The sequence below is a fragment of the Corynebacterium tardum genome, assembly GCF_046717785.1.
GTDB lineage: Bacteria > Actinomycetota > Actinomycetes > Mycobacteriales > Mycobacteriaceae > Corynebacterium.
This window is the reverse complement of the sequence record NZ_CP177104.1, coordinates 2,614,091-2,629,520: the sequence shown is the minus strand read 5'-3', so window position 1 is coordinate 2,629,520 and position 15,430 is coordinate 2,614,091. Positions and strand designations below refer to the sequence as shown.

At 60.7% G+C, this 15,430-nt stretch carries 14 protein-coding genes and 1 rRNA gene; 10 read left to right on the top strand and 5 right to left on the bottom strand.

Annotation, left to right across the window (positions count from 1 at the left end; translation table 11 throughout):
- Positions 1–140 precede the first annotated feature (140 nt).
- The 4 genes from rpsF (at position 141) to dnaB (ending at position 3,602) form a co-directional block, all read left to right on the top strand.
- Complete coding sequence (rpsF, locus tag ACLI1P_RS12560) at positions 141–431, top strand: 30S ribosomal protein S6 (RefSeq protein WP_296134355.1); 291 nt, start codon at positions 141–143, stop codon at positions 429–431.
- Positions 432–495: 64 nt separating this feature from the next.
- Positions 496–1,089, top strand: a complete 594-nt coding sequence (locus ACLI1P_RS12555; RefSeq protein ID WP_411709048.1) for a single-stranded DNA-binding protein — start codon at positions 496–498, stop codon at positions 1,087–1,089.
- A 46-nt stretch (positions 1,090–1,135) separates the two neighbouring features.
- Entirely contained in the window at positions 1,136–1,588 is a 453-nt protein-coding gene (rplI, locus tag ACLI1P_RS12550; protein ID WP_296134352.1) for a 50S ribosomal protein L9, read from the top strand.
- Between the two features lie 586 nt (positions 1,589–2,174).
- Positions 2,175–3,602: a replicative DNA helicase gene (gene dnaB, locus ACLI1P_RS12545; protein ID WP_411709047.1), complete on the top strand. Its 1,428-nt coding sequence runs from the start codon at positions 2,175–2,177 to the stop codon at positions 3,600–3,602.
- Between the two features lie 13 nt (positions 3,603–3,615).
- Here the strand turns inward: dnaB and ACLI1P_RS12540 are convergent, their stop codons facing one another.
- From ACLI1P_RS12540 to ACLI1P_RS12525, 4 genes are read right to left on the bottom strand one after another with little or no spacing between them, the layout of a single operon-like run.
- Positions 3,616–4,080 carry a VanZ family protein gene (locus tag ACLI1P_RS12540; protein WP_411709725.1) on the bottom strand — a complete coding sequence of 155 codons (465 nt, stop codon included), beginning with the start codon at positions 4,078–4,080 and terminating at the stop codon, positions 3,616–3,618.
- Positions 4,081–4,108: 28 nt separating this feature from the next.
- The gene (locus ACLI1P_RS12535; RefSeq protein WP_411709046.1) at positions 4,109–5,443 is read right to left on the bottom strand and encodes an MFS transporter; all 1,335 of its coding nucleotides are present in this window, start codon (positions 5,441–5,443) and stop codon (positions 4,109–4,111) included.
- A gap of 11 nt (positions 5,444–5,454) precedes the next feature.
- Positions 5,455–7,665, bottom strand: a complete 2,211-nt coding sequence (locus tag ACLI1P_RS12530) for a heavy metal translocating P-type ATPase (RefSeq protein ID WP_411709045.1) — start codon at positions 7,663–7,665, stop codon at positions 5,455–5,457.
- 7 nt (positions 7,666–7,672) lie between these two features.
- Entirely contained in the window at positions 7,673–7,873 is a 201-nt protein-coding gene (locus ACLI1P_RS12525; RefSeq protein ID WP_296134345.1) for a heavy-metal-associated domain-containing protein, read from the bottom strand.
- Between the two features lie 146 nt (positions 7,874–8,019).
- Here ACLI1P_RS12525 and trxA point away from each other — a divergent pair, with 146 nt between their 5' ends.
- Both trxA and ACLI1P_RS12515 read left to right on the top strand, forming a co-directional pair.
- Positions 8,020–8,391, top strand: a complete 372-nt coding sequence (trxA, locus tag ACLI1P_RS12520; protein WP_411709044.1) for a thioredoxin — start codon at positions 8,020–8,022, stop codon at positions 8,389–8,391.
- 123 nt (positions 8,392–8,514) lie between these two features.
- A complete protein-coding gene (locus ACLI1P_RS12515; protein WP_411709043.1) occupies positions 8,515–9,270 on the top strand; it encodes a PspA/IM30 family protein in 756 nt (251 codons plus the stop codon).
- Between the two features lie 98 nt (positions 9,271–9,368).
- On the opposite strand, the gene ACLI1P_RS12510 is transcribed toward ACLI1P_RS12515, so the two are convergent.
- On the bottom strand, positions 9,369–10,634 hold the full coding sequence (locus tag ACLI1P_RS12510; protein ID WP_411709042.1) for an NYN domain-containing protein: 1,266 nt from the start codon (positions 10,632–10,634) through the stop codon (positions 9,369–9,371).
- A 226-nt stretch (positions 10,635–10,860) separates the two neighbouring features.
- On the opposite strand from ACLI1P_RS12510, the gene ACLI1P_RS12505 reads away from it, so the two are divergent.
- From ACLI1P_RS12505 to ACLI1P_RS12490, 4 genes are all read left to right on the top strand, one after another.
- Complete coding sequence (locus ACLI1P_RS12505; RefSeq protein ID WP_411709041.1) at positions 10,861–11,235, top strand: GntR family transcriptional regulator; 375 nt, start codon at positions 10,861–10,863, stop codon at positions 11,233–11,235.
- Positions 11,232–12,035, top strand: coding sequence for an ATP-binding cassette domain-containing protein (locus ACLI1P_RS12500; protein WP_411709040.1), 804 nt, complete (start codon positions 11,232–11,234; stop codon positions 12,033–12,035). Before ACLI1P_RS12505 ends, ACLI1P_RS12500 begins: the two co-directional genes overlap by 4 nt.
- Positions 12,032–13,018: a hypothetical protein gene (locus ACLI1P_RS12495; RefSeq protein WP_411709039.1), complete on the top strand. Its 987-nt coding sequence runs from the start codon at positions 12,032–12,034 to the stop codon at positions 13,016–13,018. Before ACLI1P_RS12500 ends, ACLI1P_RS12495 begins: the two co-directional genes overlap by 4 nt.
- A gap of 598 nt (positions 13,019–13,616) precedes the next feature.
- Positions 13,617–15,135 (top strand): 16S ribosomal RNA (locus ACLI1P_RS12490).
- The last annotated feature ends 295 nt before the right edge of the window (positions 15,136–15,430 follow it).

Here is a 15,430-nt window from a genome sequence, read left to right as displayed (position 1 = left end):
CACCCGGAGTCGCGGATTTCTTTTCCGCCGGTCAATGCGGTACTGTGTGGGGGTTGCTTGACGCAACAGACCCTCCTGCCATATCCGCAAAGGTGATATGGCCGATACCAATTACTAGACCATAGGAGGTGATGAGGTCCGTGCGTCACTACGAAGTCATGATCATTCTGGATCCCAATCAGGATGAGCGCACCGTAACCCCGTCCCTGGACAAGTTCCTCGAGGCTATCCGCAAGGATGGCGGCAAAGTCGACAAGGTTGATGTGTGGGGCAAGCGCCGTCTTGCGTACCCGATCAACAAGAAGGAAGAGGGCATCTACGCCGTCGTTGACCTGGAGTGCGAGTCCCACTCGGTGCTCGAGCTCGATCGTCGTCTGAACCTGAACGACTCCATTCTGCGTACCAAGGTTCTGCGCACCGACAGCAAATAGCGGATACTGGGTTTCGAGCATTTCTTCGCGAATCCACGTAACCAATATTTAAGGAGTAAAAGACATGGCTCAGGGAGATACCAACATTACGGTTGTCGGCAACATCGTTGCTGACCCGGAACTGCGCTTCACCCCGGCAGGTGCCGCGGTAGCTAACTTCCGCGTTGCCTCCACCCCGCGTCGCTACAACCAGCAGACGTCTCAGTGGGAGGACGGCGAGGCCATGTTCCTCACCTGCAACGTGTGGCGCCAAGCCGCAGAGAACGTTGCGGAGACCCTGACCAAGGGCATGCGCGTTATCGTCACTGGCCGTCTGCGCCAGCGTTCTTACCAGAACCGTGAGGGCGAGAACCGCACCGTCTTTGAGATCGAGGTCGATGAGGTGGGCCCGTCCCTGCGCTACGCTTCCGCTCAGGTCACCCGCAAGTCCGGAAACGGCGGCAACGGTGGCAACTACGGCGGCGGCCAGCAGCAAGGTAGCGGCAATTACGGCGGCGGCAACAACTACGGCGGTGGCAACAACCAGGGTGGTTTCTCCGGAAACCAGTCCCAGGCCCCGCAGCAGTCGCAGCAGCAGTCGGCTCCTAGCAATGATCCGTGGAATTCGGCACCCCAGGCGGGAAGCTTCGGCGGTGCAGATGCAGAACCCCCGTTCTAAGACTGTCACGCAATTATTCATTTAACTCAATTGAAAGGCAGGGATCATGAAGCTGATCCTCACCGCTGCCGTTGAGAACCTCGGCGCCCCCGGCGAAATTGTTGAGGTTAAGGACGGCTACGGACGTAACTACCTGCTTCCGCGCGGTCTGGCTATCGTTGCCACCCGCGGTGCTGAGAAGCAGATCGAGGGCATCAAGCGCGCCCAGGATGCTCGCGCGATCCGCGACCTGGATCACGCACGCGAGATCCGCACCCAGCTGGAGGAGCTCAAGGACGTCAACGTCCCCGTGAAGACCTCCGAGTCTGGCAAGCTCTTCGGCTCCGTGTCCGCAGAGGACATCGTGAACGCCGTTGCCGCCGCTGGCGGTCCGAAGCTGGACAAGCGCATTGTTGTGCTTCCCAAGGGCCTGGTCAAGAAGACCGGCAACTACCAAGTCGAGCTCAAGCTGCACGCTGAGGTTCTCGGCAAGGTGAACTTCTCGGTCGTCGCTGCCTAAGATTTAAGGCGCACGACGGTCGCCGGCGTAGCCCCCAGTGTGTGAGGCGCTGTGAGGCAGCGCGCGGTGACCCACTGACAACAGCAAGGCTTCAGGGCCGCGCTCCTCCCACCATGTGAGGTGGTGAGAGGAGCGCGGCCCTTAGTCATGTGTAGGCACAATTCGGCGGTCCCCACGCACGTGGAATCACTGCCCCGGACGCGCGGCAGCCGCCTGTGGATAACTCGCGCATTCTGTGGATAAAGCTGCGCCGAGTTTACGGTGAGTTTACTCACGCTGCTTGAAGTTAACCCGCTGGTAGCGGCAATTTTGGCCGAATAGTCGTACTTTTCCACGGCTTATGTGCACTTTTTCACACCTGCAAAAACATGCTGTGACCTGCGTGTTTTATTGTCGCAGGTCATGGGCCTGAAAGGTTATCCACAGGGCTGACCTCGGCCGACGGAAACGGCCGACGCCATGAGCTGGTAATTCCACAGGCCACTGTGGATAACTGTGAGAGTTATACCCAAGGGGGAGTGTCCGGGGGCTCGGCTACACTGATGTGTACTTAAAACAATGACTGTTATTTGGGGGTCGATGAACTATGACGAACGCCAGCTTTGACGACGATTCCGTGCCGCCACCGCCCGAACCCGCGGAGGAGGAACCGCGCCGCAACTTCCGCTGGCAGGAGGAGCCGAAGCGCTACGGCGAGTTCCGTCAACCGCCGGCGGACCGTGAGGCGGAGCAGGGCGTTCTGGGTGCGATGCTGCTCAGCCCCAACACGGTGATGGAGGTCATCGAGGAGCTCGAGCCGGATGACTTCTATTACCCGGCGCACCAGCTGATCTATCAGGCGATGATTGATCTCTACGCCGCGGGCACGGACATCGACGCGGTGATTGTGAACTCCCGCCTGGACCGCTACAACAACTTGGAGCGCGTCGGCGGCGCGCCCTATCTGCACACGCTGCTCGCCACCGTCCCCACGGCGGCGAACGCGCGCTACTACGCGGAAATCGTGGCGGAGAAGGCGGTGCTGCGCAAGCTGGTGGATGCCGGCACGCGCGTGGTGCAACTGGGCTTTGAGGGCTCCGAGGACCTCGAGGTCGACGCGGTGCTGGACCGCGCGCAGCAGGAAGTCTTCGGCGTGGCGCAGAAGAAGAACACGGACGACTACCGCGTATTGGGTGACCTCATCGATCCCACCATTGATGAGCTCGCCTCCCTGCAGCAGAACGGCGTGGATGCCGGTGTGCCTACCGGCTTTATTGACCTGGATAACCTCACCAACGGCCTGCGTGCTGGGCAGATGATCATCGTCGCGGCCCGTCCGGGCGTGGGTAAGTCCACGCTCGCCATGGACTTCATGCGCTCTGCCTCCCTGCAGCACGGCAAGACCTCGGTGGTGTTCTCCCTCGAGATGTCCGCCTCGGAGATTGTCATGCGTCTGCTGTCTGCGGAGGCAGAGGTGAAGCTGACGGATATGCGCGGTGGCCGCGTTTCTACTGAGGACTGGGCCAAGATCGATGACACGCTCAACCGCATCCAGGACGCACCACTGTTCATTGATGATTCCCCGAACCTCACCATGATGGAGATCCGCTCCAAGGCCCGCCGGCTCAAGCAGCAGCACGGCCTCGACCTCATCGTGCTGGACTACATGCAGCTGATGTCCTCGGGCAAGAAGGTCGAGTCCCGCCAGCAAGAGGTCTCGGAATTTTCGCGTCAGCTTAAGCTGCTGGCCAAGGAGCTCGAGGTGCCGCTGATTGCGATTTCGCAGCTCAACCGTGGCCCGGAGTCCCGTACGGATAAGAAGCCGCAGCTGGCGGATCTGCGTGAGTCCGGCTCGCTGGAGCAGGACGCCGATATGGTTATGCTGCTCTACCGCCCGGATTCACAGGACCGCGATGATCCTCGCGCGGGCGAGGCGGACATCATCTTGGCCAAGCACCGCGGTGGCCCCATTGATACCGTGAAGGTGGCCCACCAGCTGCACTACTCCAAGTTCGTCAACATGGCCCACGGCTAAGGCGGGGGGAGAACTACAACTCCACCACTGCGGCGGGGTCCCCGAGCCGAGGCCCGAGGATGACCAGTACGACAAACACGGCGGCCGCGGCGAGTGCTAGCCAGCGCCAAACGGGGAAGAAGCGCTCGCCGCACAGGCGGGCGCACGCGGCGCCGATGAACGCGCCCAAGGTATTAAAGAGAAGATCGTCGATGTCGGTGCGCCCGAGCGCGAAGGAGTACTGGACAATCTCCAAGGCTAGGCTCAGCCCGAAGCCCCACGCGGTAGTGCGCGGCAAGGAGCGGCAGAGTCCGAAGACGAGCATGCCGAAGGGGATAAAGAAGGCGGTGTTGCCCGCGTATTCAAAGAGCGGGCCGAACCAGGTGCCGCCGGAGAATTCGTCGAGCGGCACGAGGCGCAGGTCGCGTACGCGTTGCTTGTCGGGGTTCCACAGGTAGCCGATCTGGTAGAAGGGCTTGAGCGTGGTGAGCGCGACCATGACGGCCACCCACGCGGGCAGTGAAATCCTAGCGAGCAAGCGCCTTTCCTTTCAGCTCTGGGAGGCACAACGCCGCAAGCGCCGCGATGGCGAAGGCGGCGGCGAAGAGTACGAAAAGCCAGCCTACACCGCCGGCGGCGACGAGCGGCGGGACGATGAGCGGGGCGAGGATGGAGGCGAGGCGGCCGAAGCCGGCGGCCGCACCGGTGCCCCGGCCGCGCAGGGCGGTGGGGTAGAGCTCTGGGCCGATAGCGTAGAGGGCGCCCCACGCGCCCAGGTTGAAGAAGGAGAGCAGGCAGCCGGCCAGAATGATGGTGGCCTCGGAGCCCGCCATGCCGTAGAGGCCCGCCGCGAGGGCGGAGCCGACCAGGAAGGTGGCCAGGGTGCTGCGGCGGCCCCATACCTCAATGAGCCACGCGGCCGCGGCGTATCCGGGCAGCTGGGCCAGGGTGATGATGAGGGTGAAGCTGAAGGACTTCACCAGGGAGAAGCCATCGGCCACGAGCAGCGACGGGATCCAGATGAAGGCGCCGTAGTAGGAGAGGTTGACGCAGAACCAGATGGCCCACAGCGCCACGGTGCGACCGCGCAGGCTCTTCGACCAGATGCTGGTGGCGGTGACGTCCTCTTCCGAATAGGTCGGGGCGGGCGTGCTGTGGTCGATGTCGGCCTCATCGGCTTCCGCTTCGAAGGACGCGACGACCTCCTCGGCTTCCTCGTGGCTGCCTTGCGATTCGAGGAAGCGGACGGATTCTGGAAAGTGGAGGCGCACGAACAAGGCGTAGAGTGCCGGCACCATGCCGAAGGCGAGGGCCCAGCGCCAGCCGCTTTCCGACGCCCCCACGACGAACGTTCCAATAACCGCCGCCAGAATCCAGCCCACGGCCCAGAAGGCTTCGAGTAGGACCACCATGCGGCCGCGCACCTTCAGGGGCGCAAACTCGGAGATGAGGGTGGAGGCCACTGGCAGCTCCGCGCCCAGACCTAAGCCGATGAAGAAGCGCAGCACGATGAGGACGCCGAGCCCGGTGGCTAACGCGGAGGCTCCCGTAGCCAGGCCATAGACCAGCAGGGTGAGGGCGAAGACGTGGCGGCGGCCAAACTTGTCCGCCAGCAGACCGCCGAAGGTCGCGCCCAGTGCCATGCCGAGGAAGCCGACGGAGGCGAGCCAGGAGGACTCCGTCGGGGTGATGCCCCAGTGCACGGCGAGGGCGGCCATGATGAAGGAGATGAGGCCCACGTCCATGGCGTCGAGGGCCCAACCGATTCCGGAGCCGAAGAGGAGGCGTTTGTGTTTGGGAGTAACCGGTAGGCGGTCGAGCCGCTCGGTGCGAGAGATTGTGCGATGGTCAAGTTGGTTCATGCACAGTAAATCTACTCCGCTGAGGTGAAACCTCTCAGGCGAAGCGAGTTCGTGACGACGAACACGGAGCTAAACGCCATGGCCAGGCCGGCGAGAAGCGGGTTGAGCAGGCCGAACGCGGCAACGGGGATAAGAATAATATTGTAGGCAAAAGCCCAGAAGAGATTGCCCTTAATAATGCGCAGCGTACGTCGGGCGAGCCGTACAGAATCGGCCACCGAGCGCAGATCGTTGTTCATCACGGTGATATCGGAAGCCTCGATGGCGACGTCTGCGCCAGCGCCCATGGCAATACCAAGGTCGGCCTGGGCAAGTGCAGCGGCATCATTGACGCCATCGCCCACCATGGCCACGACCTTCCCCTCCGCCTGCAGGCGTTTGACGGCATCCACCTTGTCCTCGGGCATGACCTCTGCCTGGACGTCTGACGGGTCGATGCCAACCTCGCTGGCTACGGCACGCGCTGCGCCAGCATTATCTCCGGTGAGCAGGTAGGGCTCGAGACCAAGTTCTTTCAGACGTGCAATGGCTGTCGCGGAGGAATCCTTGATGCGATCGTGCAGCTCGATGGTTCCGGCAACGTCACCGTCGACGTAGACGCCGACCAGCGTGCCCGTGCCCTGGTAACCAGCCGGCGGACGGCCGACGCGAATCCGGGAGCCGTCGATAGTCGCCTCGATACCTTGGCCGGGCAGTTCTTCAAAAGCGTCCGTGGCGGGCAGCTCTCCCTCGTAGGCGCCAACGATGGCGCGAGCGATGGGGTGCTTGGAGCCCTTCTCCACGGCTGCGGCGAGGCGCAGGATATCATCCTCGGTGAGGCTCGCTGCAGCCGTGGGGGCTACCTCCGTGACTGACATGCGGCCCTCGGTGATGGTGCCGGTCTTGTCGAGCACGATGGTGTCGATCTGCCGGGTCGATTCCAGGATCTCCGGGCCCTTGATAAGGATTCCCAGTTCGGCGCCGCGCCCGGTGCCGACGAGGATCGCGGTGGGCGTTGCTAAGCCCATCGCGCACGGACACGCAATGATGAGGACGGCGACGGCGGCGACGAATGCTGGGGCCATGCCGCCGACAAAGAGGTGCGCGACGAGCGTCAGCAGCGCGATACCGATGACGATGGGGACGAAGACACTCGCGATGCGATCGGCCAAGCGCTGGATGGGGGCTTTCGACGCCTGAGCATCGGTGACGAGCTTGCCCATCTGGGCCAAGACGGTATCGGAACCGACGCGCGTGGCGCGCACTTCGAGGCGGCCGGAGGCGTTGATGGTCGCGCCTGTAACGCGGCTGCCTGGGGAGACCTCAACGGGGAGAGATTCGCCAGTGAGCAAAGATTCATCAACTGCGGAGTGGCCGGCGGTGACGACACCATCCGTGGCGATCTTCTCACCAGGGCGAACCACGATGATGTCGCCCACGCGCAGGTCAGAGGCAGGGATGCGTTGTTCGGACTCTCCCCGCAGAACCGTGGCTTCTTTCGCCCCCATGGTGAGCAAGGTGGTTAAAGCCTCGGAGGAACGTCCCTTTGCCTTGACCTCAAACCACCGTCCGAGGAGCAGGAAGGTGATGACCATGCCTACGGACTCGAGGTAGATGTGGTCCATTTGGGCGTTGTTGGAGCGCAGCGTCATGTGCATGGTCATGCCGGGCATGCCGGCGTTGCCCAGGAAAAGGGCATAGAGTGACCAAGCATACGCGGCAGTGGTGCCCAAGGTGATGAGCGTGTCCATCGTGGCCGCACCGTGCTTGAGGTTGGCCCAGGTGGCCCGGTGGAAGGGCGCGCCGCCGAAGATGTAGACGATGGTCGCGAGCACCAGGCACGCCCACTGCCAATGCTGGAATTGCAGGGCCGGGACCATGGACAGCACCATGAGCGGCACTGACAACACCCCGGAGATGAGCGTGCGCTGCAGCAGGTCGGCGGCTTCGGCATCACGGGCGGATTCCGTCGTAGTGGGCGCCGAGTTCCCCTCATCCTCACCACCCATGGTGAAGGCGCCATAGCCTGCGCCTTCGACAACCTCGATGAGGTCGCTGGGCGTGGTTGTGGCGGGGTCGTAGCTCACGGAGGCGGATTCCGTGGCGAAGTTGACGGTGGCCTCGACTCCGTCGACCTTGTTGAGCTTGCGCTCCACCCGCCCGGAGCAGGAGGTGCACGTCATGCCGGTGACGCCGAGGTCGAGGTGCGCGAGGGGGCCTTGTGGCTGGGTGCTGACGGTCATGGTGTGCTTAGGCCAGCTGGTAGCCGGCCTCGTCGACAGCGGCGGCGACCTGTGCGTCGCTAAAGCCCTCGCCGGTGACGGTGACGGCGCCGGTGGCGTGATCCGCGGTGACGTCGGTGACGCCGGCAATCTCGCCGATTTCTTCCTTCACGGACATCTCGCAGTGCCCGCAGGTCATTCCGGTGACGGTGTAGTTCTTGGTGGCCATGAGAGGACCCCTTTCTGGTGGGAATTGTTCCACGGACCATGCTATACCCCCTAGGGGTATAGCGGCAAGGAATAGCCCAGCCTCATGTACCGTTGTGTGAGTACGAACCTACTAATCAACGTCATTGCGATAAGGGAGAGATACTCATGGCAACTATCGACATCACTGAGGCAACCTTCGAGGAAACCGTTACCGGTGAGGGCATTACGCTTGTCGACGCCTGGGCGGAGTGGTGCGGCCCGTGCAAGCGCTTCGGCCCAGTCTTTGAGAAGGCCTCCGAGGAGCACCCGGAAGCAACCTTTGCCAAGCTCGACACCGAGGCCAACCAGGACCTCGCGGTGAAGCTGCAGATTCAGTCCATCCCGACCCTGATGGTCTTCCGCGATGGCATCCTGGTCTTCCGCCAGGCTGGCACCATGCCGCCGGCAGCACTGGAGGATCTGATTTCTCAGATCAAGGACCTCAACATGGATGAGGTTCGCGCCCAGGTGGAGGAGCAGAAGGGCGACGAGGCCTAGTTTTCGGTTTTCGCTGTTTCCTTCCGCGGCCTTCCCGCACTTCGCGCGCTTTCCTGCGAGTATCGCTACACTCGCAGGAAAGCGCATTTTTAATAGTGACCACGTTCTAAGGAGAGTAAGGCGATGGCAAATCCGTTCAGCAAGGGCTGGAAGTACGTGATGGCCTCTTTCGATCAGAAGATCGACGAGAACGCCGACCCGAAGGTGCAGATCCAGCAGGCCGTTGACGCCGCGAAGGAGCAGCACCGGCAGATTTCTGAGCACGCCGCTGAGATCATCGGCCGCAAGACGCAGCTGGAGATGCAGCTCAACCGTCTGGTCAACTCCCAGAAGGACTACCAGGACCAGACGCGCCGAGCCCTAGAGATGGCGGATGCCGCTAAGGATCCGCAGGAGGCGTCCGAGTACAACAAGGCCGCCGAGGTCGTGGCCAGCCAGCTCGTCGCGGTAGAAAACGAGCTGGAGGGCGTCAAGAGCCAGTACCAGGCCGCCAGCCAGGCTGCCGAGCAGGCCAAGGCGCAGCAGCAGCAGTCCGAGGCCCGCCTTAAGGAACAGCTGGCCCAGGTGGATCAGCTGCGGGCGCAGGCGGACCAGGCGGCGATGCAGGAGAAGAACGCCGAGGCTATGGACTCGATGAACGAGCTCAAGCCGGATGACTCCACGCCGACGATGGACTCGGTGCGCGCGAAGATTGAAAAGCGCTACGCGGATGCCCTCGGCGCACAGGAGCTGCACCAGGCCTCCGGCGGGGACCGCATCCAGGAGATCGCGGCCGCGGGCCACGACATGCGCGCAACCTCCCGCCTGGATGAGATTCGTGCCGAGATGGCCGGGGAAGCCAAGAACAAGGAGCTGGAGGCCGGCGAGGACGACAAGTAGTTCCCGCACGGAGCACCTAGCACGGAGCACGAAGGGACCTTCCACAGCGCGGGAGTAAGGCGCGTGGAAGGTCCCTCGACGTGTTTTAGGGGAAAGAGCTAGCCGTCTTGGCGGCGGACGTTAATGAGCACGCCGCGGATACCGGAGTGGAAGCCATCGCGCAGGTTGACGCGCTGGGTCTCAGTCAGCGTGTACTCGTGCAGCGTCTCGCACGCGAACTGCAGGAGCGGGCGGTCGATCTCCGGGGGCAGTCCGCCGCCGGAGAGCAGGTGCGCCTGGTCGCGCTGGTCGGAGCTTGCGGCGTTGTCGAACCACCACGATGCGTACTGCTGGCCCACATCAAACGGGGACTGGAAGCCGGCGGAGGTCCACACCTCTTCCGGTAGCGGCACGTACTTCGAGCGCAGCTTGCGGCGCGGGGCCATCATGGAGGGCTTCGGCGCCGCAGGTTTCGGGGCGGCGGGCTTGGGCGCGGGCGCGCCGGGCTTCGGGGCCGCGGGAGCGCTCTCCTGACCGGCGGGCTCCACGGCCTCATTGGGGCCGGCGGCAGTCGCGGCATCGGGAGCGGCGGGCGCAGCAGCGGACGGGGTGGCCGGTCCCGGCTTGGGCGCGGACGGGAAGGCGGCCTGCGCCTCGGTGGGCTCGGTGCAGTCGGTGTCCCCGGAAGCGTCGCCAAGCGCTGCGTTGGTCGCCTCACCCGCGGTCTCAGCGCCGTCACCTGAGGCATCTGTGTTCGCTGGGGTCTCTGGGGTCTCTGTGCCTTCGGGGGTCTCGGCGCCCTCAGCGCGGGGCTCACGAATAGTCGGCGGCAGCGGGCCCTCCAGGACCTCGAGCTCCATGGCGTCGGCGAAGTCCTCGCGCGGATCGAGGATGGTGGTGGAATCGCACGCGTGGCGCAGGGCGGAAGACATGGAGTCCCAGCCAAAGCCGTAGAGGTGGACGCGCACGCCGTTGTTCACGGCCTCCTGGACGCCGGGGATCATGTCGGCATCGCCGGAGACCAGCACGAAGTCAGTGACCTGGCCCTGCATGGCGGAGACAATCATGTCCGCAACGAGGCGCGTGTCCACGGCCTTCTGCGTGCGGCGCTCGCCCCACTCGATGAGCTGGCCGGTGCGTAGCTGTACGCCGTCGCACACGCGCAGCGCGCGCTGGTAGCGGTGCGGGCCGGTATCGGGGATGCCGTCGTACCAGTACTGACGGTGGATCCGGTTGCCAATTTGGTTCTCAATCATGCAGCCGAGGGAGCTAACGACCTCCGGCAAATCGATTTCTAGCTGCGCTCGCGCACCCGTCTCCCAGGAGTTGTAGAAACTTGCAAGTAGGTATGAGGTGTCAACGAAGACAAGTGTTCGTTCAAGCATGGCTCCTAAATTCCGTTCTATTGTTTCTAACTAATTTTTCTTGTGTCACTTTCGTGAGGTCTCCAGCCTAAGGCCGGTGCTATCCAGTGTGCCCCATTGGCCACAAAACGTCGATAACCTTTGGGAAAATCCCAGTTCGTGAGCCTTTCGGGCGGAGCCCTTGCGGCGGATATGGGCCTGGTTATATGGTTAGTTACATGAGTAACCAACCAATGAGGGAGAGTGCATGGACAATTCTGCACAACCGCTCTTCCGCCAAATAGCGGTGCTCATTGAGGATGCTGTGATTGACGGCACCCTCGCGGAAGGGGCGCAGGCTCCGTCCACGAATGAGCTCGCCGCCTTCCACAACATCAACCCCGCCACCGCCCGCAAGGGCCTGACTCTCCTCGTGGACCTGGGAATCCTGGAAAAGCGCCGTGGCATCGGAATGTTCGTCACCTCGGGCGCGGCCGAACTTATCCGTGCGCGCCGTCGCCAGGACTTTGCGGCCGAGTACGCCGCGCCCCTTATCGACGAAGCCGTGCACCTGGGCTACACCCGCCAGGAACTCCATGACCTCATAGACCTAGTCGCAGAAAGCCGAGGACTCTACTCATGATTAAGACCCCAAATTTCACATTCAGCGACGGCCTCACCCACGGGCTTGTCGGCCCCAATGGCATTGGTAAGACCACTCTGTTGCGCAAAATTGCCGGTCAACTGGGTGGTTCCGGTATCACGGTCGACGGTGAGAAACCCTTCGACAATGAGAAGGTGCTCAACAAAGTGGTGCTCATGGGAATTGATAACCCCCTGCCCGAAGGCTGGAACATGAAGAAGGTCTTCACCGTGTCCAGTCTGCGTTGGTCCACCTGGAATAAAGAGCGCGCCGAAGAGCTGGTCGAGCGCTTTGAGCTTCCGATGAAGAACTACTCGGGAATGTCCCGTGGTCAAAAGTCGGCGGCGAGCTTCATCGTTGCGGTGGCCTCGGGGGTTCCCATCATGCTTCTGGATGAGCCTTACCTCGGGCTCGATGTTGCGAAACGTGAGGTGTTCTACGACGTCCTGCGCGAAGAACACGGACGCACCATTATTGTTTCAACCCATCACCTCAACGAGTTGTCCGGTTTGCTCGACACGGTGGCCCTGATGGGGGAGAGCCCTTTGTCTGGTCCGATTGATGAGTTCATTGAGGGCGTCGTCCAGCTCACCGGACCTGCCGAGGCCATGGACCGCGCCTTGGGGCGCCTGTCCCTTCCGGTGCTCGAGCGCGAAAGCTCTGCCGTAGCGGATCGCGCGCTTGTCGACGCCCGCCCCAACCACACCACCAACGTCTTCGACATGGCGCAGGAGATGGGATTGCGGGCTTCTGAGGTTTCCCTTGAGCAGGCAGTACTGGCATTGGGGGAGGGGCGATGAAGCTCTATAGGCACATGGCGCTTTCTACATTCAGCGCTATCTACGCGATATGGATTATTGCCCTGCCGCTTCTAGGGCGGGACAGTGGAACTGGTTGGGCCATCGGTTACTCACTCTTTATGCCCCTCATGCTTTACCTTTCCCAACCTGACTTCTCGCGCTACCTCACTTTTGGTCTCAGTACACGCGTGTGGAACGGGCATCGGAGGCTCAATGCCTCTATTGCGCTTGTGCTCATTCTTGTCAGCGCACCTTTTGCGTTTCCCTGGTGGGTCCTCATTGCACCGGTGCTGGCATGGATAGTCTGCATGATGAAGCAGTTCGAACCATCGCGTATGACGGCACGCTCCCTTATCGCTGGCAGCGATGGTGATTCTTCAACCGGCCTATTCTCCGCTTCCCCAGCTTCGCAAATCGTTCTGCGCCCGCAAGTTCGCGCGTGGCTGTGGACGGTACTGGGCATAGCCCTCGCGGCCCTGGTGACCTTCCTGATCAACAAACTGTGGGATATTGGAATCGGATTCGGCGGCGCCATTGTCACGATGATTGCCTTGCCATTAGTGATGGATGCAGTGCGTAGCTCGCTGAAAGACGCGGTGGCTTTTGGGCTGCCCCGTACTGCCTGGGTTAAAACCACGCTGCTGTGCACCCTGATCCCGGTGGCTTTAGCGGTCGCGGCCGACCTGATATTCGCCGTGGTGACGGGAAACCTTGCAGGATTCACCGTCGTGCTTCTCGCGACAACCTCACTCCTCCTGAGTCTTGCCATTACTGATAGGCAGACCTGGCGCTACACGGTTGTCCTTGCCGCACTCATTGCCGCCTTGCTTCTTACCTGGCTGATCAACTCCACTATTGCCGTGGGCTGGGCGCTTGCCGGCATGGCGATCATCTACCTCGCGTGGATGGTGGTCTACCCGGCAATGGCGAAGCACACCAACGTCTTCAGCCCGGGTCTCATGGGGTGGTTTGGCGCGAGCTAGAAACTGCTCGCAGACAAGCGCTATAAAGTCAATTACGTGCACTTCTTGAGGGGTTGAAAACCTTCAATGAAGTGCATGTTTGTGTTTTATGGAGGCCATGTGTAACTTTATGTGGGTCAGCGCGACCGACAGCGCCCCACAGGAACGAGAGTTCTTGGAGAGTGGCGGTAGGAAAACAGGCCCTGACAAACAAAGATTTTCTTTACTCGCAGTACTGCGTTTCATCGAAAGATGTTCCGTATGGCTGTGTGGTGATGATGATGTGTGAGAACTCAATAGTGTGCCAATGTACTTTTTGTGTTGGTTGATTTTTGATCATTGTGGCTGTGATACGTCGTATGCGTGTTGTGGTTGGTGTATGCCGGATGGCGCTTTTTTCAAGCGGCGTCATTGTAAATAACATAAGTTGTTTGGGCGTATTGTTTAAAAATCTTCTAACTTGGGCCAGCTCCCTGTTGCCCCGTCGGGTTGGGGGTTGGTTGGATTTTTTCTTTATGTAATTTTTGGATGTGCCAGTTCAGGCGATGCTGCTTTTTTCGGTGGTGTTGTTTGTTTTGGTTTGTTCTTTTTGTCTAGGTTTGGGCTTTTCACGGCCTTTTTTGTGGAGAGTTTGATCCTGGCTCAGGACGAACGCTGGCGGCGTGCTTAACACATGCAAGTCGAACGGAAAGGCTCCTGCTTGCAGGGGTACTCGAGTGGCGAACGGGTGAGTAACACGTGGGTGATCTGCCTTGTACTCTGGGATAAGCTTGGGAAACTGGGTCTAATACCGGATAATAACTGCCTTTAGTGTGGTGGTTGGAAAGTTTTTTCGGTGCAAGATGAGCTCGCGGCCTATCAGCTTGTTGGTGGGGTAATGGCCTACCAAGGCGTCGACGGGTAGCCGGCCTGAGAGGGTGTACGGCCACATTGGGACTGAGATACGGCCCAGACTCCTACGGGAGGCAGCAGTGGGGAATATTGCACAATGGGCGGAAGCCTGATGCAGCGACGCCGCGTGGGGGATGACGGCCTTCGGGTTGTAAACTCCTTTCGACAGGGACGAAGCTTTTGTGACGGTACCTGTATAAGAAGCACCGGCTAACTACGTGCCAGCAGCCGCGGTAATACGTAGGGTGCGAGCGTTGTCCGGAATTACTGGGCGTAAAGAGCTCGTAGGTGGTTTGTCGCGTCGTCTGTGAAATTCCGGGGCTTAACTCCGGGCGTGCAGGCGATACGGGCATAACTTGAGTGCTGTAGGGGAGACTGGAATTCCTGGTGTAGCGGTGAAATGCGCAGATATCAGGAGGAACACCGATGGCGAAGGCAGGTCTCTGGGCAGTAACTGACGCTGAGGAGCGAAAGCATGGGTAGCGAACAGGATTAGATACCCTGGTAGTCCATGCCGTAAACGGTGGGCGCTAGGTGTAGGGGGCTTCCACGTCTTCTGTGCCGTAGCTAACGCATTAAGCGCCCCGCCTGGGGAGTACGGCCGCAAGGCTAAAACTCAAAGGAATTGACGGGGGCCCGCACAAGCGGCGGAGCATGTGGATTAATTCGATGCAACGCGAAGAACCTTACCTGGGCTTGACATACACCAGATCGCTGCAGAGATGTAGTTTCCCTTGTGGTTGGTGTACAGGTGGTGCATGGTTGTCGTCAGCTCGTGTCGTGAGATGTTGGGTTAAGTCCCGCAACGAGCGCAACCCTTGTCTTATGTTGCCAGCATTTTAGTTGGGGACTCATGAGAGACTGCCGGGGTTAACTCGGAGGAAGGTGGGGATGACGTCAAATCATCATGCCCCTTATGTCCAGGGCTTCACACATGCTACAATGGTCGGTACAACGCGCAGCGACACTGTGAGGTGGAGCGAATCGCTGAAAGCCGGCCTTAGTTCGGATTGGGGTCTGCAACTCGACCCCATGAAGTCGGAGTCGCTAGTAATCGCAGATCAGCAATGCTGCGGTGAATACGTTCCCGGGCCTTGTACACACCGCCCGTCACGTCATGAAAGTTGGTAACACCCGAAGCCAGTGGCTCAAACTCGTTTAGGGAGCTGTCTAAGGTGGGATCGGCGATTGGGACGAAGTCGTAACAAGGTACCCGTACCGGAAGGTGCGGGTGGATCACCTCCTTTCTAAGGAGCATTATTTTTGTGCACCAGTTGGTGCTTTAAGCAATCATCGTCATTCATTTTTCTTTGTGTGGTGGTGGTTGTGTGGTGGTTGAGTAGGCGTAAGTTCTGCTGCCACTTTTTGTTTAATCGGGTGGAGATACATCTTAACCAGTGGTGATTAAAGGGTTTTTGACCAACGCGTTTGTTTGTGAAGTACTTGGTGCATTGTTGGGTGTCTGGGGCATTATCCCCTGGTTGTAACCCGCACGTGATTCAGCAGTCATGGTTAATGTTTCGTGGTTGTTGGTCTGTGTGG